This is a genomic window from Pectobacterium sp. 1950-15 (assembly GCF_037136835.1).
Classification (GTDB): domain Bacteria; phylum Pseudomonadota; class Gammaproteobacteria; order Enterobacterales; family Enterobacteriaceae; genus Pectobacterium.
This window is the reverse complement of record NZ_JBBBQR010000001.1, coordinates 94,269-117,592: the sequence shown is the minus strand read 5'-3', so window position 1 is coordinate 117,592 and position 23,324 is coordinate 94,269. Positions and strand designations below refer to the sequence as shown.

Genomic DNA, 23,324 nt, shown 5'->3' with positions numbered 1-23,324 from the left:
ACCATGTTAATAAAGCCATGAGTGAAATATTTATCTATCCGCAGGCGACCTGTATCGCTGGCGTTGATGAAGTGGGGCGCGGTCCTCTGGTTGGTGCTGTCGTGACGGCGGCGGTGATTCTTGATCCGACTAGGCCAATTGTCGGGCTGGCAGATTCTAAACAGCTGAGTGAAAAACGCCGGCTAGCACTCTATGATGAAATCAAAGAGAAGGCGCTGGCGTGGAGCCTTGGCCGGGCTGAGCCGGAAGAGATTGATCAACTGAATATCCTGCATGCTACCATGTTGGCAATGCAGCGAGCGGTGGCCGGATTGGCTGTTGTACCCGATTTTGTTCTGATTGATGGTAACCGTTGCCCGGCATTGCCGATGCCTTCTCAGGCGGTTGTTAAAGGGGATAGTCGCGTGGCAGAAATCAGCGCGGCCTCGATTATGGCGAAAGTGACTCGCGATCGTGAGATGGTCGAGTTGGATGAACGCTTCCCCGCTTATGGTTTTGCCCAACACAAAGGCTACCCAACGGCTTTCCATCTTGAGAAACTGGCCGCGCTGGGTGCCACTGAGTTTCACCGTCGGAGCTTCGCGCCAGTCAAACGAGCATTAGGGCTGGCGTAAAACATCATCATTAACTCTCGGTGTGGCGTGCGCACGTAGTCGTGCCTGCCATGCTGACTAATCGATAAATTCTGGGATCTGGAGATGGCCGAACCACGTTTTGTTCACCTGCGTGTTCACAGTGACTATTCCATGATCGATGGGCTGGCTAAAGTCGGTCCGCTGGTAAAAAAAGCGGCGGCACTTGGCATGCCAGCGCTGGCGATTACCGATTTCACCAACCTGTGTGGGCTGGTTAAGTTCTATGGTGGCGCGCATGGCGCGGGCATCAAGCCTATTATCGGCGCAGACTTCTGTGTCGAAAGCGACGAATTAGGGGATGAACTCGCGCATCTCACTATCTTGGCCATGAATAATGAAGGCTACCAGAATCTCACGCTGCTGATTTCTCAGGCTTACCAGCGGGGTTATGGTGCTGCCGGGCCGACAATTGACCGGAATTGGCTGATTGAGCATCGTGAAGGACTGATTTTACTGTCTGGTGGTCGCCGGGGTGATGTTGGTCGATTCTTGCTGCGCGGCAACCAGACACAGGCAGAGCAGTGTCTGGCGTTTTATCAGGAGCACTTCCCTCAGCGTTACTATCTGGAACTTATCCGCACGTCACGCCCCGACGAAGAAAGCTATTTGCACGCTGCCGTCGAGTTGGCAACGAAGCACGGGCTGCCCGTGGTGGCGACCAATGAAGTGTGTTTTATCAGCACTGATGATTTTGACGCTCACGAAATCCGCGTTGCTATCCACGATGGCTACACGCTTGACGACCCTAAACGCCCACGTAATTACAGCCCGCAGCAGTACATGCGTTCCGAAGAGGAAATGTGCGAGCTCTTTGCGGATATCCCCGAAGCGCTGGCGAACAGCGTGGAAATTGCCAAGCGTTGTAACGTAACGATTCGTCTGGGTGAATATTTCCTGCCGCAGTTCCCGACGGGTGACATGACCACGGAAGACTTTCTGGTTGAGTGCTCGAAAAAGGGGCTGGAAGAGCGCCTCGAGTTCCTGTTCCCTGACCCGGAAGTGCGCGCTGCGCGGCGACCAGAGTACGATGAGCGTCTGGATATTGAACTGGGCGTGATTAACCAGATGGGGTTCCCCGGTTACTTCCTCATCGTAATGGAATTTATTCAATGGTCGAAGGATAACGACGTGCCTGTTGGGCCGGGGCGTGGTTCCGGTGCCGGGTCGCTGGTGGCCTATGCGCTGAAAATCACCGATCTGGATCCGCTAGAGTTCGACCTGCTGTTCGAACGTTTCCTCAACCCTGAACGTGTTTCCATGCCTGACTTCGACGTCGATTTCTGTATGGAAAAACGCGATAAAGTTATCGATCACGTTGCGGAAATGTACGGTCGTGATGCGGTATCACAGATTATTACCTTCGGTACGATGGCGGCGAAAGCGGTTATTCGTGACGTAGGGCGTGTGCTCGGGCACCCATATGGGTTTGTCGATCGTATTTCAAAACTGGTGCCGCCCGATCCAGGCATGACGCTGGAAAAAGCCTTTGCCGCAGAGCCGCAGCTGCCGGAAATTTATGAGGCCGATGAGGAAGTTAAGGCCCTCATTGATATGGCGCGCAAGCTCGAAGGTGTAACGCGTAACGCCGGTAAACATGCGGGTGGGGTGGTGATTTCCCCCACCAAGATTACTGATTTCGCGCCGCTGTACTGCGATGCGGAAGGTAACCACCCGGTTACCCAGTTTGATAAGAACGACGTGGAATATGCTGGACTGGTGAAGTTCGACTTCCTCGGCTTGCGTACGCTGACCATCATCGACTGGGCGCTGGAGATGATTAACGCCCGTCGCGCGAAGCAAGGTCAGGAGCCGATTGATATCGCGGCCATTCCGCTCGACGATAAGAAAAGTTTCGACATGCTGCAACGCTCGGAAACCACGGCGGTATTCCAGCTTGAATCGCGCGGCATGAAAGACCTGATCAAACGCCTGAAGCCTGACTGCTTTGAAGATATGATCGCTCTGGTGGCGCTGTTCCGCCCCGGCCCGCTGCAATCCGGCATGGTGGATAACTTCATCGACCGTAAGCATGGCCGTGAAGCGATCTCCTATCCTGATATCGAATGGCAGCACGAGTCACTCAAGCCCGTGTTGGAGCCGACCTACGGCATTATCCTGTATCAGGAACAGGTCATGCAGATCGCCCAGGTACTGGCGGGCTATACGCTGGGCGGTGCGGACATGCTGCGTCGTGCGATGGGGAAAAAGAACCCAGTCGAAATGGCGAAGCAACGTGGTGGCTTCGAAGATGGTGCCAAATCTCGCGGTGTGAACGGCGAACTGGCGGTTAAAATTTTCGACCTGGTGGAAAAATTCGCCGGTTACGGCTTTAATAAATCTCACTCAGCGGCTTATGCACTGGTGTCTTACCAGACGCTGTGGCTGAAAGCGCACTATCCGGCTGAATTCATGGCGGCGGTAATGACGGCCGATATGGACAACACGGATAAAGTGGTCGGGCTGGTTGATGAATGCTGGCGGATGGGGTTAAAAATCCTGCCTCCTGACATCAACAGTGGGCTGTATCACTTTCACGTTAACGACGATGGCGAGATTGTTTACGGCATCGGCGCAATTAAAGGCGTGGGTGAAGGCCCGATTGAGGCGATTATCGAGGCGCGTAATCAGGGCGGTTATTTTAGAGAGCTGTTTGATCTTTGCGCGCGTACCGACATTAAAAAGCTGAACCGCCGCGTGTTGGAAAAGCTGATTATGTCCGGGGCCTTTGACCGCCTGGGGCCGCACCGCGCCGCGTTAATGAATTCATTGGCTGATGCGTTGAAGGCCGCCGATCAGCACGCGAAAGCGGAAGCCATTGGCCAGGTGGATATGTTTGGCGTGCTGGCCGAGGCACCTGAGCAGGTTGAGCAATCTTACAGCACCGTGCCGCCGTGGCCGGAGCAGGTCGTATTGGATGGTGAGCGGGAAACGCTGGGGTTGTACCTGACCGGCCACCCGATCACGCAATATATTAAGGAAATCGAACGCTATGCCGGTGGCGTGCGTTTGAAAGATATGCACCCGACGGATCGGGGTAAAATGACCACTGCCGTAGGGCTGGTGTTGGCAGCTCGCGTCATGGTAACCAAGCGGGGTAACCGTATTGGTGTCTGTACCTTGGACGATCGTTCCGGTCGGCTTGAGATAATGCTGTTTACCGATGCATTGGAAAAATATCAGCATTTACTTGAGAAAGACCGTATCCTTATCGCCAGTGGACAGGTCAGCTTTGATGACTTCAGCGGCGGGCTTAAAATGACCGTCCGAGAGTTAATGGATATCAGTGAAGCGCGGGAAAAATACGCGCGCGGGCTTGCTATCTCGCTGACTGACAGGCAAATTGATGACCAGCTATTAAACCGTCTCCGCCAATCGTTGGAACCCCATCGATCGGGGACGATCCCAGTGCATCTCTATTACCAGCGTGAAGATGCGCGCGCCCGACTACGTTTCGGCGCAGCATGGCGTGTAACGCCTGCCGATGCGCTACTGAACGAGCTGCGCACATTAGTGGGTAATGAGCAGGTGGAACTGGAATTTGACTAATATAGGAATACTATGAGTCTGAATTTTCTTGATTTTGAGCAGCCGATTGCAGAGTTGGAAGCGAAAATTGACTCGCTGACCGCAGTCAGCCGTCAAGACGAAAAATTGGATATTAATCTGGACGAAGAAGTCCAGCGCCTGCGTGAGAAGAGCGTTGAATTGACGCGTAAAATCTTCGCTGATTTGGGCGCTTGGCAGGTTGCGCAGTTAGCGCGCCATCCACAACGTCCTTATACGCTTGATTATATTAAGCATATCTTTACTGACTTTGATGAATTGGCTGGCGATCGTGCCTATGCCGATGACAAAGCCATTGTCGGCGGGATTGCCCGTTTGGATGGGCGTCCGGTGATGATCATTGGTCATCAGAAAGGACGTGAAACCAAAGAAAAAATTCGTCGTAACTTCGGCATGCCGGCACCGGAAGGCTATCGCAAAGCGCTGCGCCTGATGGAAATGGCCGAACGCTTCAAGATGCCGATCATTACCTTTATCGATACGCCGGGCGCCTATCCGGGCGTTGGCGCAGAAGAACGCGGTCAGTCTGAAGCGATTGCGCGCAACCTGCGTGAAATGTCGACGCTGCGTGTGCCAATCATCTGTACCGTTATCGGTGAAGGGGGGTCCGGTGGTGCGTTGGCCATCGGCGTGGGCGACAAGGTCAACATGTTGCAGTACAGCACCTACTCGGTTATTTCACCGGAAGGTTGTGCGTCTATCCTGTGGAAGAGTGCGGATAAGGCGCCGCTCGCAGCGGAAGCCATGGGCATCATCGCGCCGCGTCTGAAAGAGCTGAAGTTGATCGACACCGTGATTCCTGAACCGCTGGGTTCGGCGCACCGTAACGTCCCGGCAATGGCCGAGTCGCTGAAAGCGCAACTGCTGGCCGATTTGCTCGACCTCGACGGTCTGACGGAAGAAGAACTGCTAAACCGCCGTTATCAGCGTTTGATGAACTATGGTTACTGCTGATAGCGTGATTGTCTGATTGATTGCAGTATTATCAATCAGGCAATTCTGGCGTTACTCTGAAAATCCGTTGTCAGAAATGACAGCGGATTTTTTGCTATGAGGGGTTGAAGCATGTTGAAGTTGCTTGATGTCCATCACATTGCGGTTATTGCCTCGGACTATGAACGCAGCAAGGCGTTTTATTGTGATGTGCTGGGGTTTACGTTGAATCATGAGGTTTACCGTGATGCGCGACAGTCGTGGAAAGGGGATCTCTCGCTAAATGGGCGTTATACCATCGAGCTATTTTCTTTCCCCCATTCACCTGCACGCGTGAGTCGGCCAGAAGCCTGTGGCTTGCGCCATCTGGCTTTTGCCGTGGCTGACATTGAACAGGCCGTCGCCTCGCTGGAGCAGTCTGGGGTTGTCTGTGAATCTATACGGATCGATCCTGAAACGCAGCAGCGCTTTACGTTTTTCTCCGATCCTGACGGCTTGCCCTTAGAACTGTATGAGATCTGATGCCGTGAACTGTACTGAACCTGACGATAGATTGCTCCAGACGATCGTGGCACAAATGGCGGGATGCGGGTCGATCCTGCTGGCCTACAGCGGCGGTCTGGACTCCAGTGTGTTGCTGCATCTGCTGGTGGCTGTACGCCAGCGTTCTGGTCTGGCTATTCGCGCGGCTTACATCCATCACGGTTTAAACCCGCTGGCAGATAGCTGGGCTGAACATTGTCGTCAGCAGTGTGAACGTTGGCAGGTGTCGTTTGCCTCGCTGCCAGTGGTGGTTGAGGCGCAGAACGGGGGTATTGAAGCGGCGGCCAGAACAGCGCGTTATCAGGCACTGCAAGCGCATCTGCAAGAGGGAGAAACCTTGCTGACGGCGCAGCATCTTGATGACCAGAGCGAAACGTTTTTGCTGGCGCTTAAACGCGGCAGCGGGCCTGCCGGATTATCTGCGATGGCGGCGCACAGTACGCTGGGCCAGCATCGTCTCATTCGTCCGTTACTGGGGTTTTCTCGTTTGCAGTTGGAAGCGTATGCGCAGCGGCATCAGCTTCGGTGGATTGAAGATGACAGCAATCAGGATGAGCGTTTCGACCGCAATTTTCTACGCCGCCAGATTTTACCGCGTTTGACACAGCGCTGGCCGCATTTCTCCTCCGCTGTGGCGCGTAGCGCCGAGCTGTGTGCCGAACAGGAACAACTGCTCGATGAACTGTTGGAGGAGTCATTGCGGGCGTTATGTCAGCCGGATGGGGCGTTGAGTATTGACGGTCTGGTGCCGCTAAGTTCAGTGCGTCGTTTTGCGCTACTGCGTCGCTGGCTGGCGCAGCAAGGGGCGGCCATGCCCTCGCGTGAACAGCTGCAACGACTCTGGGATGAGGTGGCGACGAGCCGGCAGGATGCGGAGCCTGTATTGCAGCTGAATCAGCAGCAGATCCGCCGTTTCCGTCAGCATCTCTATCTGCTGCCGCTAATGGCGTCGCTACAAGATCGCATTTTACCGTGGCAGCCGACGTCATGTTCGCTATCGCTCCCCGACAATCTCGGCACGCTGCGGTTGGCCGATAGTGGGATGGCGGTTCGCGCGCCGGAAAACGGTGAAGCGGTGAGTATCCGCTTTTCGACCCGTGGAACCGTGCATATTGTCGGCAGGGTCCACGGGCGACACATCAAGAAACTGTGGCAGGAACTGGGTGTTCCGCCCTGGTGGCGCGACCGGACGCCGTTGGTGTTCTACAACGAACAACTGATTGCGGCCGTGGGACGATTTGTCACGCGGGAAGGGCAGGTAAGAGAACATCAGCCTATGTGGCACATTGTTTGGGAAAAATAAGGTTTGGGAAAAATAAGTTTGGGAAAAAGCTAAAGCCGTCTGGATAAAAGCTGAGGCTGGCAACTGCTGGAATAAAAACGGACAACCAGCGTTGTCCGTTTCGGAAGCGTTTGTTCAGCGTTTGCCGCTGAATGAAAGGAGAAGCCTGTCAGGATTCGCTGACGACGACCTTCCCGATTTCAGGATGACTGAAACTGACGATGTGGTCGAGGCGCAGTTCGCGCGTTGCACCGGAGGCTTCGATCACCAGATATTCGACCTGCTTACGGGAGATCATGTCACTGGCTTTACCGGTTACAACTTCACCATTGCGTAGTTCCAGCGTCAGCGTTAGATTCTGCTGACAAGTGGCTTCCAGGCTGTCGTAATCATCACAGTTGATGGGTTGATATTCATTACTCATTGACATAATCACTCACCAATAAGTTAGCGGCGGCAAAAGCTGCCTGTTCCCTGACGGAGGATGGCAGCGCATCATTCGCGGCAATGCCATCCAGGGTTTTCAAAACACAACCCAGCGAATCGGGTATATAGCCCAGATCGCCGCTGGCGATCTCTGCGTATAAGCGACGTACTAATTCACAGTATTCTTGCACTATATCCTCCCTTGAAAGCTTAGCTCGGTAGATATTCATGCATCATCACCTTTTTCGGTGCGCGATGTTGTAAGCCTACGAAGATAAACTCTATTTATCAAACCGACTATAGCATAGGCACTAACAGGATATCAGTAGTCCTTAGAGGCCTAATCTATCAGTTACGTGGCAGATATCACCTTTACTGTGAGGATAGCGCTAACTCAAGTAAACTAAAGGGATTAACGACGAGGTTACTGATGGCATTAAAAGCAACGGTTTACAAAGCAGCAATCAATATTGCCGATATGGATCGGAATTTTTTTCACGACGCGAACCTGACGATAGCGCAGCATCCGTCGGAAACGGAGCAGCGCATGATTCTGCGTCTTTTAGCGTGGATTTGCCATGCTGATGAAAACCTGCGCTTTACCAAAGGGCTCAGTGCCGATGACGAACCGGAAATCTGGCGACGCAACGATACGATGGAACTGGAATTGTGGATTGAGCTAGGCCTGCCGGATGAAAAGCGGCTTAAAAAAGCCTGCAACCAGTCGCGCGCCGTGGTGCTATACGCGTACAGCGAGCGGGCGGCGCAGGTTTGGTGGAGTGCGATATCGGGTAAGGTCTCCGGGTACAAGAATTTGGCTATCCGCTTTTTGGATGATAGTCAGCTGGCTCAGCTTGCCGGACTGGTTCAGCGCACGATGGCCTTGCAGGCAACGATACAGGACGGCACGATCTGGTTGTCTGACGATAAGAATAGTCTGGAAATAGCATTTTCTGAGTGGAAAATTCCTCAGACTCAGGGATGATAACGGGCTGGACAGCGTCCAGGGCATTGAGTCAGAACGATAAAAACAGGGCAGAGACGGCAGGAAAATAATGATGAAAAAACTGGCTATCGGTGTGCTGTTGATTGCAGGGGTTTCTGGGTTGATCGGGTGTCATACCCGTTCACAAGTTCAGGAAGAACCCCTTAAACCAATGGCGCAAAGTTATCGTGGCGTTTTACCCTGTGCGGACTGCGGAGGGATTGATACGTCGCTGTTTTTGGAAAAAGACGGGACTTTTATTCTGCGTGAGCAGTATCAAACGACGCGAGAGGGCAACAACACATTCGCCTCCTATGGGCAGTGGCGACGCACCGCAGATAAGCTGGTGCTGACGGATAGTTCGGGAGAAAAACGCTACTTCCGCCCGGTTGATAAGGGATTGGAAATGCTGGATCAGCAAGGGCTCCCCATCAACTCCTCTCTCCCTCGTCAACTGACGGCAACCGAGCAGGCATTGCCGAATACGCCGATGTCGATGAAGGGAATGTATCGCTATCTGGCAGATGCGGCGACGTTCTCTGATTGCGCCACGGGAAAAACGTTTGTGGTGGTGAGTAATGCCGTGCTGGAAAGAATGTATCTTCGTACGACGGTGTCGGCGGGAGAACCTGTACTGGTTTCCTTTACCGCGCATTTTGCCGTGATTCCGTCGATGGAAGAAGGTCAGATGGTGAAAGCGGTGGTCCCCAACAGCAGTGATAACGCACGTATGCGAGCACGAGCAAACTGCGATACACAGATAGACTAACGCGGCGTTAAAAAGAAAAGGCACTGATTTCAGTGCCTTTTTAGTATCGATTACGCGTTAGAGCATTTTCTTGAGCTGATAAAGCCAGTCCAGCGCCTGACGTGGCGTGAGTACATCAGGATCGATGGCTTCCAGCGCTTCCATTGCCGGAGACGGTTCATCATTGCTCAGCAGCGCCAACTGCGCGCCATCGATATGGCTGGATGACGCATTATTCGATAACGTTTCCAGCTCCTTCAGTTTCTGGCGTGCGCGCTTAATCACTTCTTTCGGTACGCCAGCCAGTGCGGCGACGGCAAGGCCATAACTTTTGCTGGCTGCACCGTCTTGTACACTGTGCATGAAGGCAATCGTATCGCCGTGTTCGCGCGCATCTAAATGAACATTCACCACGCCTTCCATTTTTTCCGGCAGGGTGGTTAGTTCAAAATAGTGCGTTGCAAACAGCGTCATGGCTTTGATGCGATTCGCCAGATTTTCGGCGCAGGCCCAGGCCAGCGACAGGCCGTCGTAGGTTGAGGTGCCACGACCAATTTCGTCCATCAATACCAGACTGTTTTCCGTCGCATTGTGCAGAATGTTCGCCGTTTCCGTCATTTCTACCATGAAGGTCGAACGGCCAGATGCCAGATCGTCCGCAGCACCCACGCGAGTGAAAATACGATCGACGGGGCCAATCACCGCCTGATCCGCAGGCACGAAGCAGCCGATGTGCGCCATCAGCACAATGAGTGCAGTCTGGCGCATATAGGTACTTTTCCCGCCCATGTTGGGGCCGGTGATAATCAGCATGCGACGCTGTGGCGACAGCGACAGCGGGTTCGAAATAAATGGCTCACGAAGCACCTGCTCGACGACAGGGTGACGGCCGCCCATGATTTTGATACCGGGTTTATCACTCAGCGTTGGGCAAACGTAATTCAGCGTATCGGCACGTTCGGCCAGATTCGTCAGGACATCCAACTCGGCCAGCGCGGCTGCGCTTTGTTGAAGCTCGGCCAGATGTGGCAGCAGCAGATCGAACAGCTCATCATAGAGCGCTTTTTCCAACGCTAGCGCCTTGCCCTTCGAGGTCAGAACTTTATCTTCGTACTCTTTCAGTTCGGGGATGATGTAGCGTTCGGCATTTTTCAGCGTCTGGCGGCGTACATAGTGGATCGGCACCAGATGGCTTTGGCCACGGCTTACCTGAATGTAATAGCCGTGTACGCCATTAAAGCCGACTTTCAGCGTATCGAGTCCCAGTTTTTCTCGTTCACGAATTTCCAGACGATCCAGATAATCGCTGGCGCCATCGGCCAGCGCACGCCACTCGTCCAGTTCCGCATTGTAGCCCGGCGCGATGACGCCACCGTCACGAACCAGCACGGGCGGTGCTTCGACAACTGCGCGTTCTAGCAAGTCGCGTAGTTCATCAAATTGCCCAATCAGGCTGACCAGACGACGAACGGAGTCAATATCCAGCAGTGCAAGCTGCTCACGAATATCGGGAAACTGTTGGAAAGCGTGGCGCATGCGTGCCAGATCGCGCGGGCGTGCCGTGCGCAATGCGAGTCGCGCCAGAATACGCTCCAGATCGCCGACCTGTCGCAAATAGGGTTGTAGATCGGGTGTGATGTCCTGCAACGCGCTGATAGCCTGCTGGCGCTGTTGCAACGCATCAATATCGCGGCTGGGCATATGAATCCAGCGCTTCAGCATCCGGCTGCCCATGGCGGTTACAGTGCAGTCCAGTACAGCAGCCAGCGTATTCTCCACGCCGCCGGACAGATTTTGCGTCAGTTCAAGGTTACGACGGGTGGCCGCGTCCATGATGATGCCGTCCTGCTGGCGCTCCATGGTAATCCCGCGGATATGCGGCAGCGAGGTGCGCTGGGTGTCTTTCGCGTATTGCAGCAGGCAGCCGGCGGCCCGTAATGCGAGCTTGGCCTGCTCTACGCCGAAACCGGTCAGATCGCGGGTGCCAAATTGCAGGTTAAGCTGCTGGCGTGCGGTATCGGGCTCAAACTCCCACAGCGGACGACGGCGCAGCCCGTGGCGATTTTCGATCAAATCCATGGACTCGAAAGATTCGGGGTAGAGTAACTCTGCCGGATTGGTGCGTTGTAGTTCGGCTGCCATGGTTTCCCGATCGGTCGGCTCGCTTACGCGAAAGCGCCCTGAGCTGATATCCAGAGTGGCATAGCCGAATCCCCGACTATCCTGCCAGATCGCTGCCAGCAGGTTATCCTGCTTTTCCTGCAATAGCGCTTCGTCGCTGATGGTTCCTGGCGTGACGATGCGCACGACTTTGCGTTCTACTGGGCCTTTGCTGGTAGCGGGATCGCCCACCTGTTCGCATATAGCGACGGATTCGCCCATTTGCACCAGTCTGGCAAGGTAGTTTTCAACGGCATGATGAGGGACGCCAGCCATTGGTATCGGTTCCCCTGCGGAGGCACCGCGCTTCGTCAGCGAGATATCCAGCAGTTGAGAAGCCCGCTTGGCATCGTCATAGAACAGTTCGTAGAAATCGCCCATGCGGTAAAACAGCAGGATTTCTGGATGTTCAGCCTTTAGCCTAAAGTACTGCTGCATCATGGGAGTGTGGGCAGTGAAATCCTTGTCGGTAGAATCTTTCATATTGATTTTACTCAGTCTTAACGCTTTTGTTCGTTCAGGTGACCGCGCTGGGTTTGATGAAAAACCTTACGGATGGCTCATCACCTGATCATTGAAATGGAATGCCAGAAGTATACTGACTGACGGATGAAAAACATCACCCGCGAATGCGCTATCTTATCACTGGTGGCCGTTATTTGGCGTTAGACGACGTTACCAGACTGGGACCGGGATGCGTATGCGATTTTTCCTCTATTGCTCAGGCGCGCGAGGCGGCTCGCAAGTTTGTCTGGAAAAGGCATAAGGTCAACGAGGTGAGGGTTGAGTCAAGTCGGGGAACAATCAATGTTATTGAGTTTATAATGGGTGACATTTCTGCCTAATACCGCAGTCAACCATAGGGTAAGATTGGAGTAGCAAAAGAAGGTGTTAGTCTCGACAATGGGTTCAAACAATTGGCTCGTCAGGAATTGAGAAAGTAACGGATTGAGCCGAAGGGCTGAAAGTTAGCTGATTAGCAAAACAGATAACCAAGGGAATGGATGATGGATAAAAGAACACTAATCTTAAAATCAGGATTGACTGTCAGGGAGCTACTTCGCCTGAAAAATAACTACGTCTATGTTAAAAGCGATGATTTTAAATTTAATACCCCAACGAAGAAATCCGAGTCCTTTGCAGACTATGTTTTTATAGTCGCACGTTTATGCTGGGAAGCAATGTATCTTCCTTTCTTCATGGCCCTATTTTTTTCTTTTTATGATTTTTATAAAAATGGGAATGTAGTTGCAAGTGTAACAGTGTTTTTTATTCTTTTTTCTATAATTATTTTTTGCGTTTTAAAAGTTGAGAGTAATTATTATAGTATACGCATTATTACGGTTGTAAAATTAATTAAATTTAAGTTTTCATTTTCATTATAGATAGTGAATGGTTTTACCTAGGTGTGAGTTTTTTTACTATTAATTTAGTTGTCAGCCATGATAAAAGTAGTGCTATTAATACAAGGAAGATAATTAATGAATCTAAAGATGAATTCATTATGTTAAATGGGTTGGTTAGCTTTGCAATAAATAAGTAAATCTTTTCAGGTAAGTGTTTAAATACTAACTCAAATAAAAATATTGTATATATCACGCTAATTATTAAAAATAAAATTGTTTTTTTCACTTTATCCATCCTTCTTATTTTCCTCAACATAAGGTATCATTTTAAGTAAAGGGATTTTAAAGTCAAATTTTATGAGGTACGGAATGACTATTGCTTATCTGAAACAAAAAATGCAAGCAGACCGAATTATTGCGTTGAAAATTGAGAATGCACTTGTGGAAATTAAGCAGGATCTTAGGGAAACTGCGGATACCTTATATTCTGGAGTAGAAAGAGTAAGTTGGTATGGTTCTTGTCTTTTCGATGATTATAAAGATGTTTGTCGGCAGTTAAGGAAAGAAGATTACAGAATGCTTATTGCTGTTAAGCAGGTGTATCTAAGAGATGATGTTGTTCTTGATATGGTTGAGATTTTTTTCAAAAAAAAGCTAATGAGAATAAGCGAGGAAAAACAAAATAGTATTTTACAGGAGGTTGCAAAAAAAATAGCTGAACACGCCTCCATTAAATTTAGCAAATTATCCCTTGCTTATGTAATCGCTAAAATAGTCAGAACATCGAGAGATTTTAATGATTCACATACCAAAATTATTAATAAAGGTAGTCTGGCTGTTGTACAGGTGGGAAGTTTTTATGGAAAAATGCAAAAAGCAGCGATGGCAGCAAGAAGATTAAAAAATATAGAGCCAGAGTATTATTGGGAGTTATATAATGAAAAAATCGAGTCATTGTATTTTTTAATTGAACCTGAAATGTCAAAAATAATATACATGACTAACTCCGGTTATTATAATGAAGATGATGTCGTTTTTTTGCTAAACCAGGTTTTAAAAAAATGAAATGGATTGTTGAATGGTTAGGTCAGTCTTTTTTTTATTTTGTACCTGTTGTCGCCATTGTTTTAGGTGGTGTTTTTTTTGTTAGTTTTTTTCCAAACTGCGGATTCTATCTTACCGTTATATGGGTGTTTATTGTTATTTTTTTATATGTGAAATATTCTAAATGGTATTAGCAATGTTTAGAATATTTCACTGTCAGATGTTAGTATTTTATTGTTTCCCATAAAATGTAAGAACTGGTTCTTGCTACTACATGCTCCCATTCGATTGATGCAAATTTAAAAGAAATGTTTTCATGAGGTTGAACCTCATTATGTGTTAATGAATTCGGATAATGAAATTGTATACCTGTAATAACTGCATCTCTCAGCATCATTTTAAAGTAGAGCTCGTTGCCACCGGATTGGGACGTTCTGTAAAACAGAAATTCACAGGTTAGTCTTTCGTTATCGCTTAATGCCTGAGCCAGAAGTGGGGTGGCTTTATCTATTGGCTTTCTTATTTCGACGGGATACAAAGAAACGTTATCTTGTCTTGTTATCTGATTCACTAACTCATAAACAAAAATCTCATCTTCATGGGAAATCTGATATTTATTGCCAATCGAGTCTGCACTTGAACAGCCCGCAGAGATAAGACCTTGTTTGATACCAGTGAGTTTTAGATAGATCAAATTCGCCATTATTTATTCCCTAATGTTATCCATAATCCTGCCCCATAAATCCTTTTTCCTTATGGGTGGGTAATTTCTACATTTTTTAATCAATGAGTCAATAGTGGTTATCGTGTGGTGTATATCACTCAGCATGATTGATTTCTGAAGTGATTAACATGTTAATTATTTTTAACTTAACTAACCAGAGGAGAGCAGGAGGGACTGTACAACTCTTTATATTGGGCTGGTTTATCAGTGTGAAAAAGATAAGAGGGGCCAGTTTTCCACAATAGTCTGGGCGCGCGAGGCGGTACGCAAGTTTTCCCGACATCAGCGTGATGCCTCGCGCTGACTCTGACTCCTTATTCTGCGCGTGATTCAATGGCCTGAACTTTCTGCCAGCTCGGCAGATTTTTCAGGCGCTGTGAGTAGCGCTGAATATTCGGGAAGCGCTCGCCGGGAACGAGTCTCTCCACGACGGTGTTAATAACAAAGCCCAGCATAATATCTGCGCCGCTCAGCTTATCGCCCACGATAAATTCCCGTGAAGATAGCGCATCGTCTAAGAATGAAAAGACTTTCTCGAATTCGTTGTCAGCGTAATCTTCGAGGAAATTCAGCGTGGTGCCGGTATTCTTTTCAAACTCGCCAAAGATCTTCAATAACACCGGGAGCATGGCGGAGCTTTCCGCAAAGTGTATCCATTGAAGATAATCAATGTATTCGGCAGCGTTTGCATCCGGGGCCAGGTGTTTTGCGTGGCGATTGATCAGGTATTCAACGATAGCGCCGGATTCTGCGATGATTTTGCCATCTTCTTCAATCAACGGCGATTTACCCAAAGGGTGTATCGCTCTCAATGAGGCTGGTGCTAAATGCGTTTTTTCATCCCGCTGGTATCTGACCAGTTCATAGGGTATTCCCGCTTCCTCAAGTAGCCAGAGGATACGCACAGACCGCGAATCATTAAGATGATGCAATTTTAATCCCATATCGCGTTTCCTTAAATCCTGATGGTTTGAGCTAATAGCCATGATGTTGTTTCCATTACGCGTATTGATCCCATGTCACATAGGCAGAGTAGCGGTTCTGATGGCTCACGGCTAACAAGGCTATTTCTGAAGGGGCATAAATATTTTTATGGGGTAGTTATGCCCACGAATGCTGGATAAAAATATGACCCGCTATCACCGCACCACACACATCGGCTGTCCTGAGACGGGTTCGGCGTGGATCTCCGCATCAATGCTGAACACCTGCTGGAGTAATGCCGGTTTCATGACCTCGTGCGGTGAGCCCTGCGCCATCACGCGTCCGCCTGCCAGCATCACCAGATGATCGCAGTAGCGGCTGGCCTGATTCAGATCGTGCAGGACGGTCACCACCGTTTTACCCGCCTGATTCAGTTCACGTAGCAGCTTCATTAACTCGACCTGATGATTGATATCGAGGTAGGTGGTCGGTTCATCGAGCAGGACGACGGGCGTATCCTGTGCCAGCAGCATCGCCAGAAACGCCCGCTGACGCTGTCCACCGGACAAATCGGTTAATCGTTTGTCGGCGAGGTCGACGATGTGCGTTTTCTCCATTGCACGCTGCACGCGCTGGCGATCGTCCTGCGATAACCGTCCCCACAGTGATAGCCAAGGGCTGCGTCCGTAGGCCACCATGTCACGCACGGTGATCCCCTCTGGCGTCAAATGCTGCTGCGGCAATAGCGCCAGATGGCGTGAGAGCTGGCGGGCAGAGAACGCAGAGAGCGGCTTGCCGTTGAGCTGAATAGCGCCGGATTCCGGGGTAAGCAGTTTGGCGAAGCACTTCAGCAGCGTTGATTTACCGCAGCCGTTGGGGCCGAGCAGGGCGGTAATTTTTCCGGCGGGTAGCGACAGCGACAGTTCGTCAAGAATACGCTTGTCGCCATAGCCCGCCGTCAGGTTTTGTGTTGTCAGTTCCATTTAGCGCATTCTCACGAGAAGCCAAAAAAACCAGGGCGCGCCGATAATGGCAGTGAGCACCCCTGCGGGTAATTCCATCGGCGGGTTCAGCGTGCGTGCCAGCAGATCGGCAAGCAGCAATACCAGCGCACCAGCAACGGCAGAAGTTGGGAGGAGCCAGCGGTGCCGTCCCCCCACCAGATAGCGGATCAGATGCGGCACCACGAGGCTGATAAAGCCGATGGGGCCGCAGACGGCCACGCTGGTTGCGGCGAGTGCGACGGCGAGCGCCAGCCCCCAGAACTGAACGCGCCTTATGTTGACGCCCAGCGTACTGGCGCGATCGTCGCCCAGTGCTAACAGATCCAGATCGCGGCAAAAGCGCAGACTGAGCGGAATGAGTACGCTGAGAACGGGCAGTGCGACCAGAACGAATGACCAGTCGCGCCCCCACAGGCTACCCGTCAGCCACAGTAGCGCGTTGTTGATATCCTGCGGGCGAGAAAGAATCAGGTAGTCGGTGACGCTTGCCCAGGTCGCGGACAGCGCGACGCCGATCAATGCCAGCCGCATCGGGGATGATGTTCCTGCAATCAGTCTCAGCAGCAGTAGCCCGGTGATGCCGCCAAGGAAAGCGAGAAGCGGCAGCCAAATCACCGGCAGCGCAGGCACCAGCATCAGTGCGCCGACGGTCGCCAGACTTGCCGCGTGGTTCACGCCGAGAATATCCGGTGATGCCAGCGGGTTACGCACAATCCCTTGCACCAACACGCCGGAAATGGCCAGCGCGGCGCCGACAAACAGCGCCAGCAGCACGCGTGGCAGGCGATACTGTGTCAGCACATAATGATGTTCGTTGGTGCTGTGCCAGCCGCTCATCAGCGCCGACCACGGCAGCGGAATCGCGCCCATGCGCAGCGACAGAATGCCGATCGTCAGTAGCAGCAGCGTAATTGAAACAAACACAATAACGGGGCGCATTATCCTCGCCTCCTTGCCAGCCAGACGAAACAGGGGGCACCGATGAGCGCCAGTACCGCGCCAGCAGGCAGTTCGCCCGGCCAGGCGAGCGCGCGGGCAAGCAGATCGGCCAGTAACATAAACGCCGCACCCATCAGCATGCTCATGGGGAGCAGCTTTCTTTGGTCGTAACCGATCCAGAAACGCGCCAGATGCGGTATCAACAGGCCGATAAACGCGACCGGGCCTGCCACGCTCACGCAGGCACCCACCAGAATCAGCACGGCCAGATTGAGGATCAGGCGCAGTCGGCCTAAGTTAACGCCCAGCGTGTGGGCGCTCACGTCACCGATGTTCAGCAGATTAAGTTGGTTAGACAGCAGCAGGACAACAGGCGTGACGGTGATGACAAACGGGAAGAGTTGCCAGAATTCCACCCAGCGCGCGTGCGATACGCCGCCCGCCAGCCAGTAAAAAATGCCATAGGCGTGATCTTCCGCTAGCAGAAGCGTAATCCGCGTTAAGGCCATGCATAGGGCAGAAAGCGCGACGCCCGCCAGAATCAGCCGATTGCGATCGAGCGTTTGTCGCCAGCCGCCGCCTGCTGCCATCACCATCAGCCAGCATAGGCCGCCGCCGCAGGCGGCAACAAAGGCGATAGGGTAACCGGAGAGTGAAGAACTGAATGCGCTGGTCAGCGCCATTGCCAACGCCGCGCCGCTGTTGATGCCGAGCAGAGAAGGAGAAGCCAGAGGATTATGGGTCAACGTCTGAAGCAGGGCGCCGGACAATGCCAGACTGGCGCCGATCAGGACGGCAACCAGACTGCGTGGCAGGCGCAGGTTGAGCACCAGCGCCTCGGGGAGCGAAGAGGACGATCCCGTTACCAGCGCCTTGAGGGCACTCAAGGCGGGAATGGGGGTCGCGGAATAACAGAACAGACTAAGCCAGAACACGCCCAGCAGTGCTGCTATCGGCCATCCCCAACGCCAGAACGGATGAAAGCCTTGCCTCATTGCTCGCTGCTGACGCTAACGGGCTGATGCTTAAAAATCTTCACCGTATCGCTGCCGATGCGTTCCGCAGCAAAAATGCCGCGCATCCGTGCCCAGGCGTTACTGTCTACGGCGGCAATCTGTTGTTTTTGCTGGGCTTCCAGCATGTTCCAGAGCGCATCCTGCTGCCAGCGTTTGACGATACTTTCTTCGCGGTAGTGCGTCACAATCAGCCACTGTGGATTAATCGCCAGCAGTTGTTCCAGATTGATCGAGGCCATAGGGGCATTATTAATCGGTTTAGGCACGCTCAGGCCGAGTGCGGCCAGCACGCTGCCAGTGTAGGCATCGCTGGAGTACAGGTTAAACTGCTGCTCGCGCGAGGTGCCGAAGACCACATTCGTCCCTTTGGGAAGCTGGTCGGCGTAGGCTTTCATCGTCTCGCGGTGCTGAGTGAGGCGAGCCTGCATCGCATTGTCTTTCCCCAACACCTTGCCGATGATCTCTGCTGAGTGCAGGTTTTCTTCATAGGTTTCGTTGCGCGACTTCAGCAGCAGCACTGGTGCGATCGCTTTCAGTGCGGTGTAAATGCCGCTATGGCGGCTGCTGTCGGCAATAATCAAATCCGGCTTCAGCGCGCTGATGGCTTCCAGGCTCGGTTGCGCGCGCGTGCCTACGGAATGCCAGGGTTTTAGGTGCTCACGGACATCTGCCAGGATCCGGTCTGGATCGTTGTCATCGGCGATGCCGACCGGGCTGACGTCTATCGCCGCTAGCGCATCGGCAAAAGACAGTTCCAGTACCACAATGCGTTGAGGCGGCGTGTCGAGCGTAAAAGAACCCTGCTCATCCTGCACCGTTACGGCATTGGCGCGGCCCAGTCCAAACAGACACAGTGTTGCAATCAGTGCGACGCGAATTAGAGCAAACATAGTGTAACTCCATAATGGTCATCAATCGTGAACGAAAGTCAGGCCGGGCAGGGGCCCGGCGAGTGCGTGTGGCGATCAGAATTTCAGTGAGCCCTGCATGTAGAAGGTGCGGGGCTGGCCGGCATAAATTCCTTTGTTGTTGTCATCGCTGTTCGAGCGCGTGTAGTAATCGTGGTCGAACAGGTTCTTCACACCAAAGGCCAGATTGAGGTCAGAGAACCGCGGGCCGAAATCGTAGGCGGCGCGTGCGCCCCACAGCATAAAGCCGGGGAGTCGTCCGGCGCTGCCATCGGCGCTTTCGGCAACGGTGTTGGCGTTATCGGCGAACTGGCTGGACTGAAACTCGCTGTTCAGGTTGAACGTCCAGTTGCCCGGCTGGTAATCGACGCCGAATCCTCCCCGGTGTTTTGAAGAGAAGGGCACCTGATTACCGTAGGTGTCGCCTGCTTCACGAATTTCCGCATTCACGTAGGCATAGCGTGCATAAACCGACACCGCTTCCAGGCGAGGCGACAGTTCGGCGAGGCGGTAGCGCGCCTGCGTTTCCAGCCCGGAATGGCGGGTTTTTCCGCGCGTGGTGACGGTGTTGTTGGTCTGATTGGAGTCATACTGGTTATTGAAGTTAACCAGAAAAACGCCCATTTCTGCCGTCAGCGCGCCGTCGTCGTAGCGGGAACCGACTTCCCAGGTGCGCGCTTTTTCTGGCTCCACTTTGCCGCTTTGAGCAGCCTTGCCAATTCGGCTGTACTGTACGGTGCCGAATGATCCTTCGGTGTTTGCATAAAGATTCCAGCTGTCGTTAACGTGGTAGAGCACATTCAGCGCTGGCAGCGGGGCGTTGTAGCTGACCGCTTCGCCCGTGCCTTTCAGCGTGTTGTCCTGGTGAGATTTGATGTGCTCGACACGCATTCCCGGCGTAATCGTCCAGTTGCCGATATCAACGCGGTCGTCGATGTACCAGGCGTGCGCCTCTGTGCCCGCGCGGGTTTCGCGGTCGATAGGGCTGTTGGCATTTGGCAGCGTCTTGCTGGCGGTGCTGGTGAAGTAACGCACCTCATGAGTAGATTCGCTGACATAGCGGTAGCCAACGCCCACTTCATGAGCGGAGGAGCCGAGGGTAAAGCTTTGGCTGTAGCGAGGTTCGATGCCGCGTACCCAATATTCGCGTGGCGACAGGGTGATGATCGAATTCTGTTCCAGATAGCCGCTGCGCAGCGTGCGCGTATAGAAGCCCTGAATGTTGAACTTATGCTGCTGATCTGGCTGATATTGATAGCCTAAACTGGCAAGCTGACGACGCCCCCAGAAGCGATCGTACGGGCGCGTTGACTGCCAGCGGTCAGCATTGTAATCGGCACGCGACAGGCCGCCCGGCATATCGGCGCTGCCATCGTAATATTGCAGCAGGCTGTTAAAGGTGTGCACCTCGTTTGGCGCGTAGCGGCTTTTCAGCATGACATCGTCAATGCGCGTCGCGCTGTGCTCGCGCCAGTCGCTGCCGCGCGTGCCGGAATAGAGCAGTGCTGAACCAAAACCGTTATCCGCCGTGCCGCCAATGAGCAGGTTGTGGGTTTCTTTCGGGTTGTGCTGTGAAGAGGTCGGGCTGTGTTGGCCTTCTACGCCAGCGCTTATGCCAAACGCTTTCGGGATCGCCCGGGTGACAAAGTTCACGACCCCACCGACGCTCTGTGGCCCGTAGCGTACGGCACCGCCGCCGCGTACGACATCAATGGCGTCCATATTGCCAAGCGAAATAGGGGCGAGGGAGAGCTGCGGCTGACCGTAAGGGGCAAACGGCACCGGAATACCGTCCATCAGTACAGTGGAACGGCTGGCGAGACGTGGGCTGAGGCCGCGAATACCAAAGTTCATGGCCAGATCGTGGCTGCCTGTGCCGTTATTTTCCGGCGCATATACGCCCGGCATACGGTTTAAGACATCGCGCATGGTGGTGGCGCCGGTCTTGGCGAAGTCCTCACGACGGATCACATCGCGTGCGCCTGCGTGTTCAAAGACGTCATTTTCACGCGCTTCACCCAGCCAGTCGCCGACGACCGTCAGCGTTTCTTCCGCTGCCGCCGGGATCGGTTCGAGCGTCCAGGCGTTATCGCCCAGCGCTTTCAGTTGCAGACCGCTACCCGCAAGCAGGGCTTTCAGACCGCCATCAACGGTGTAGTCGCCGTGCAGCCCGTTGCTGCGTTTGCCCTGCGTCAGGCTGGCATCGACCGACAGCGTAATCCCGCTACGGGCGGCATAGTGGTTGAGTGCTTTGTCTAAATCGCCAGCCGCAATATCGTAGCGTGCGGTGGCGGGTGCAACTGCCGCGTGAGCCATCCCTGTCTTGATACCGACTGTCGACAGCAGGCTAAGCTGTATCGCCATGGCTAACGGGGTTGCTTTACGAAAGGCGCGTAAAAGCGTCATAACATCTCCATCATCATTTTTGTTCTCTATAGCTAAGTCGAACGAGAGGGAGCAAAAGGACAATCAAGAATGATAATTTTTTTCGTTATCGTTTATTTTGCGGGAAGGATGTTGACCCAGTAGCGAGTAATATACTGAATTTTAACAGGAAGTGTTTTCTCTATGACCTGCAACACCGTATCGGTATTTTTTAACGGGAAGGTGCCGCTTAAGCGCAGCGTGGCGACCTCTGGGCTACAGCGCAGCACGCCGTGACGATAACGCGATAGCGTCGCTATCACCTCGCCGAGCGGTTTATTGCTGAAACTGAGGATACCCCGCGCCCAGTTGCTGTCTTCTTCCTCTGCGGATTGGGTTTCACCCAACTCGCGCGCGCTGAAGCGCAGGCTTTCGCCCTGACGTACGATGCGTGCTTGGCCAGGAGCCCCTGCCAGTACGACTTTCACCGCATGTTGTTGTACGCTCAGTACCGTGCTGTCTGCCTCCTGACGTACCGTAAATTCAGTGCCCAGTGCGGTCAGTTGCCCCTGCCGCGTCTGCACGTAGAAAGGGCGATTGTTGGCATCTTGTCCGGTGGTAATGGCGATTTCGCCATACCAGAGATGAATGCGCCGTTGCTGCGGATCGAAGCGAACATCGACGGCGCTATCGGTGTTTAGCGAGAGCAGCGTCCCGTCTTCCAGACGCTGCTGGCGGATTGTGCCTTTCGCCGTGGCGTAATCGGCGCGCAGACCCGTTCCGGTGTCGGAACGCCAAAGCTGCCATCCGCCGCCAACGCCCAACAGCAGCAGCAGGCCTTTCATCACGCGGCGGCGAGTGAGCTGGGTATCCTGAAGGGCGCGGTGGGCGACGTTGCCGGGCACGACGCTCATCTGGCTGCGCAGGTTTTCTACCTGTAGCCAGGCCCACTGGTGATCCCGATTTTGCTCATACCACTGCTGCCATTTCTCGGTTTGCTGCGGGCTGACGCGTTCGCCGCTCAGTACCGCATACCAGTGTGAAGCGGAGCGCAGGGCCTGACGCTGGGCATCGGTCAGCGGAATACTCATAGACCGTGCTCCAGACGAAACAGCAGGCAATGCTCGGTGGCCTTGGCAACGTACTTTTTGACTGAGCTGACGGACACATTCAGCCGCGTGGCAATCTCACCGTAGGCCATGCCATCAAGCTGGGAAAGCAAAAACGCCTGCCGTGCTTTGTGGCTCAGGCCATCGAGCATGAGATCCACCAATTGGAGCGTCTCAAGTTGCTGTTGCTGGTTTTCCGGGGAGGGCGCCAGCGCCTCCGGCAACTGCGCCAGCATCTCGAGATAGGCTTTTTCCAGCGCCTTGCGGCGGAAAAGATCGACCATCACGCGTTTGGCTACGGTACACAGAAAGGATTTTGGATCGCGGATTGCGGTCAGCGACTCGCCGTTCATCACGCGCAGGAAGGTATCCTGAGCAATATCATCGGCATCAAAAGAGGAGTGGAGCTTGCTCGTTAGCCAGCGCTTCAGCCAGCCGTGATGCGAACCATAGAGCGATTCGAGCGTCAGTTCTGCAGAGCGGGTGGCGTGGTCAGACATCATGGTCAGAAATAGCAAAGCGTATCGGCGGTCAAGAATAGGGCATTATGTTAATATGATAATGGTTCTCATTACAATTAAATCACAGCGAGATAGTGATAAGAAAAAAGTGATAGAAAGCAACTGGCTGTTTTCTAAGGTAAATAGGAAGGCGAATTGAAAAGCAAATA

The 23,324-nt window shown here is 52.9% G+C and carries 21 protein-coding genes; 9 read left to right on the top strand and 12 right to left on the bottom strand.

From position 1 onward, the window contains the following. Positions 1-17: 17 nt before the first annotated feature. The 5 genes from rnhB (at position 18) to tilS (ending at position 6,978) form a co-directional block, all read left to right on the top strand. Complete coding sequence (rnhB, locus tag WCT94_RS00450; protein ID WP_012773643.1) at positions 18-614, top strand: ribonuclease HII; 597 nt, start codon at positions 18-20, stop codon at positions 612-614. Between the two features lie 84 nt (positions 615-698). Next, a complete protein-coding gene (gene dnaE / locus WCT94_RS00445) occupies positions 699-4,181 on the top strand; it encodes a DNA polymerase III subunit alpha (protein ID WP_336867212.1) in 3,483 nt (1,160 codons plus the stop codon). Between the two features lie 12 nt (positions 4,182-4,193). After that, a complete protein-coding gene (gene accA / locus WCT94_RS00440; protein ID WP_012773645.1) occupies positions 4,194-5,153 on the top strand; it encodes an acetyl-CoA carboxylase carboxyl transferase subunit alpha in 960 nt (319 codons plus the stop codon). A 111-nt stretch (positions 5,154-5,264) separates the two neighbouring features. Continuing rightward, positions 5,265-5,654, top strand: coding sequence for a VOC family protein (locus WCT94_RS00435; protein ID WP_336867210.1), 390 nt, complete (start codon positions 5,265-5,267; stop codon positions 5,652-5,654). Beyond that, positions 5,644-6,978 carry a tRNA lysidine(34) synthetase TilS gene (tilS, locus tag WCT94_RS00430; RefSeq protein WP_336867208.1) on the top strand — a complete coding sequence of 445 codons (1,335 nt, stop codon included), beginning with the start codon at positions 5,644-5,646 and terminating at the stop codon, positions 6,976-6,978. The genes WCT94_RS00435 and tilS overlap by 11 nt, the downstream gene beginning before the upstream one ends. A gap of 148 nt (positions 6,979-7,126) precedes the next feature. On the opposite strand, the gene rof is transcribed toward tilS, so the two are convergent. Together rof and WCT94_RS00420 are read right to left on the bottom strand one after the other, a co-directional pair. Next, the gene (gene rof / locus WCT94_RS00425; RefSeq protein WP_012773648.1) at positions 7,127-7,387 is read right to left on the bottom strand and encodes a Rho-binding antiterminator; all 261 of its coding nucleotides are present in this window, start codon (positions 7,385-7,387) and stop codon (positions 7,127-7,129) included. Further along, the gene (locus tag WCT94_RS00420) at positions 7,374-7,574 is read right to left on the bottom strand and encodes a YaeP family protein (protein ID WP_010285748.1); all 201 of its coding nucleotides are present in this window, start codon (positions 7,572-7,574) and stop codon (positions 7,374-7,376) included. Before WCT94_RS00420 ends, rof begins: the two co-directional genes overlap by 14 nt. A 239-nt stretch (positions 7,575-7,813) precedes the next feature. On the opposite strand from WCT94_RS00420, the gene WCT94_RS00415 reads away from it, so the two are divergent. Together WCT94_RS00415 and nlpE are read left to right on the top strand one after the other, a co-directional pair. Then, complete coding sequence (locus WCT94_RS00415; protein WP_336867207.1) at positions 7,814-8,368, top strand: YaeQ family protein; 555 nt, start codon at positions 7,814-7,816, stop codon at positions 8,366-8,368. Positions 8,369-8,441: 73 nt separating this feature from the next. Further along, the gene (nlpE, locus tag WCT94_RS00410; protein ID WP_336867648.1) at positions 8,442-9,137 is read left to right on the top strand and encodes an envelope stress response activation lipoprotein NlpE; all 696 of its coding nucleotides are present in this window, start codon (positions 8,442-8,444) and stop codon (positions 9,135-9,137) included. Positions 9,138-9,194: 57 nt separating this feature from the next. On the opposite strand, the gene mutS is transcribed toward nlpE, so the two are convergent. After that, positions 9,195-11,759 (bottom strand): DNA mismatch repair protein MutS, encoded by a 2,565-nt coding sequence (mutS, locus tag WCT94_RS00405; protein WP_336867205.1) that lies wholly within the window; start codon positions 11,757-11,759, stop codon positions 9,195-9,197. 521 nt (positions 11,760-12,280) lie between these two features. Here mutS and WCT94_RS00400 point away from each other — a divergent pair. After that, complete coding sequence (locus WCT94_RS00400; protein WP_336867203.1) at positions 12,281-12,661, top strand: hypothetical protein; 381 nt, start codon at positions 12,281-12,283, stop codon at positions 12,659-12,661. A 330-nt stretch (positions 12,662-12,991) separates the two neighbouring features. Beyond that, positions 12,992-13,687 carry a hypothetical protein gene (locus WCT94_RS00395; protein WP_336867200.1) on the top strand — a complete coding sequence of 232 codons (696 nt, stop codon included), beginning with the start codon at positions 12,992-12,994 and terminating at the stop codon, positions 13,685-13,687. Positions 13,688-13,889: 202 nt separating this feature from the next. On the opposite strand, the gene WCT94_RS00390 is transcribed toward WCT94_RS00395, so the two are convergent. The 9 genes from WCT94_RS00390 to fecI all read right to left on the bottom strand — a co-directional run bounded on the left by WCT94_RS00390 (position 13,890) and on the right by fecI (position 23,154). Beyond that, positions 13,890-14,369 carry an Hcp family type VI secretion system effector gene (locus tag WCT94_RS00390; protein ID WP_336867197.1) on the bottom strand — a complete coding sequence of 160 codons (480 nt, stop codon included), beginning with the start codon at positions 14,367-14,369 and terminating at the stop codon, positions 13,890-13,892. Between the two features lie 335 nt (positions 14,370-14,704). Next, positions 14,705-15,334, bottom strand: coding sequence for a glutathione S-transferase family protein (locus WCT94_RS00385; RefSeq protein ID WP_336867195.1), 630 nt, complete (start codon positions 15,332-15,334; stop codon positions 14,705-14,707). Positions 15,335-15,529: 195 nt separating this feature from the next. After that, entirely contained in the window at positions 15,530-16,297 is a 768-nt protein-coding gene (gene fecE, locus WCT94_RS00380; RefSeq protein ID WP_336867192.1) for a Fe(3+) dicitrate ABC transporter ATP-binding protein FecE, read from the bottom strand. Then, a complete protein-coding gene (gene fecD, locus WCT94_RS00375) occupies positions 16,298-17,257 on the bottom strand; it encodes a Fe(3+) dicitrate ABC transporter permease subunit FecD (RefSeq protein ID WP_336867191.1) in 960 nt (319 codons plus the stop codon). Next, the gene (gene fecC / locus WCT94_RS00370; RefSeq protein ID WP_336867189.1) at positions 17,257-18,252 is read right to left on the bottom strand and encodes an iron-dicitrate ABC transporter permease FecC; all 996 of its coding nucleotides are present in this window, start codon (positions 18,250-18,252) and stop codon (positions 17,257-17,259) included. The genes fecD and fecC overlap by 1 nt, the downstream gene beginning before the upstream one ends. Beyond that, the gene (locus tag WCT94_RS00365; protein ID WP_336867186.1) at positions 18,249-19,163 is read right to left on the bottom strand and encodes a Fe(3+) dicitrate ABC transporter substrate-binding protein FecB; all 915 of its coding nucleotides are present in this window, start codon (positions 19,161-19,163) and stop codon (positions 18,249-18,251) included. Before WCT94_RS00365 ends, fecC begins: the two co-directional genes overlap by 4 nt. A 75-nt stretch (positions 19,164-19,238) precedes the next feature. Continuing rightward, positions 19,239-21,587 (bottom strand): TonB-dependent Fe(3+) dicitrate receptor FecA, encoded by a 2,349-nt coding sequence (gene fecA, locus WCT94_RS00360; protein WP_336867184.1) that lies wholly within the window; start codon positions 21,585-21,587, stop codon positions 19,239-19,241. 92 nt (positions 21,588-21,679) lie between these two features. After that, a complete protein-coding gene (gene fecR, locus WCT94_RS00355; RefSeq protein ID WP_336867182.1) occupies positions 21,680-22,636 on the bottom strand; it encodes a ferric citrate uptake sigma factor regulator FecR in 957 nt (318 codons plus the stop codon). After that, entirely contained in the window at positions 22,633-23,154 is a 522-nt protein-coding gene (gene fecI / locus WCT94_RS00350; protein ID WP_336867647.1) for a ferric citrate uptake sigma factor FecI, read from the bottom strand. Before fecI ends, fecR begins: the two co-directional genes overlap by 4 nt. Positions 23,155-23,324: the final 170 nt, after the last annotated feature.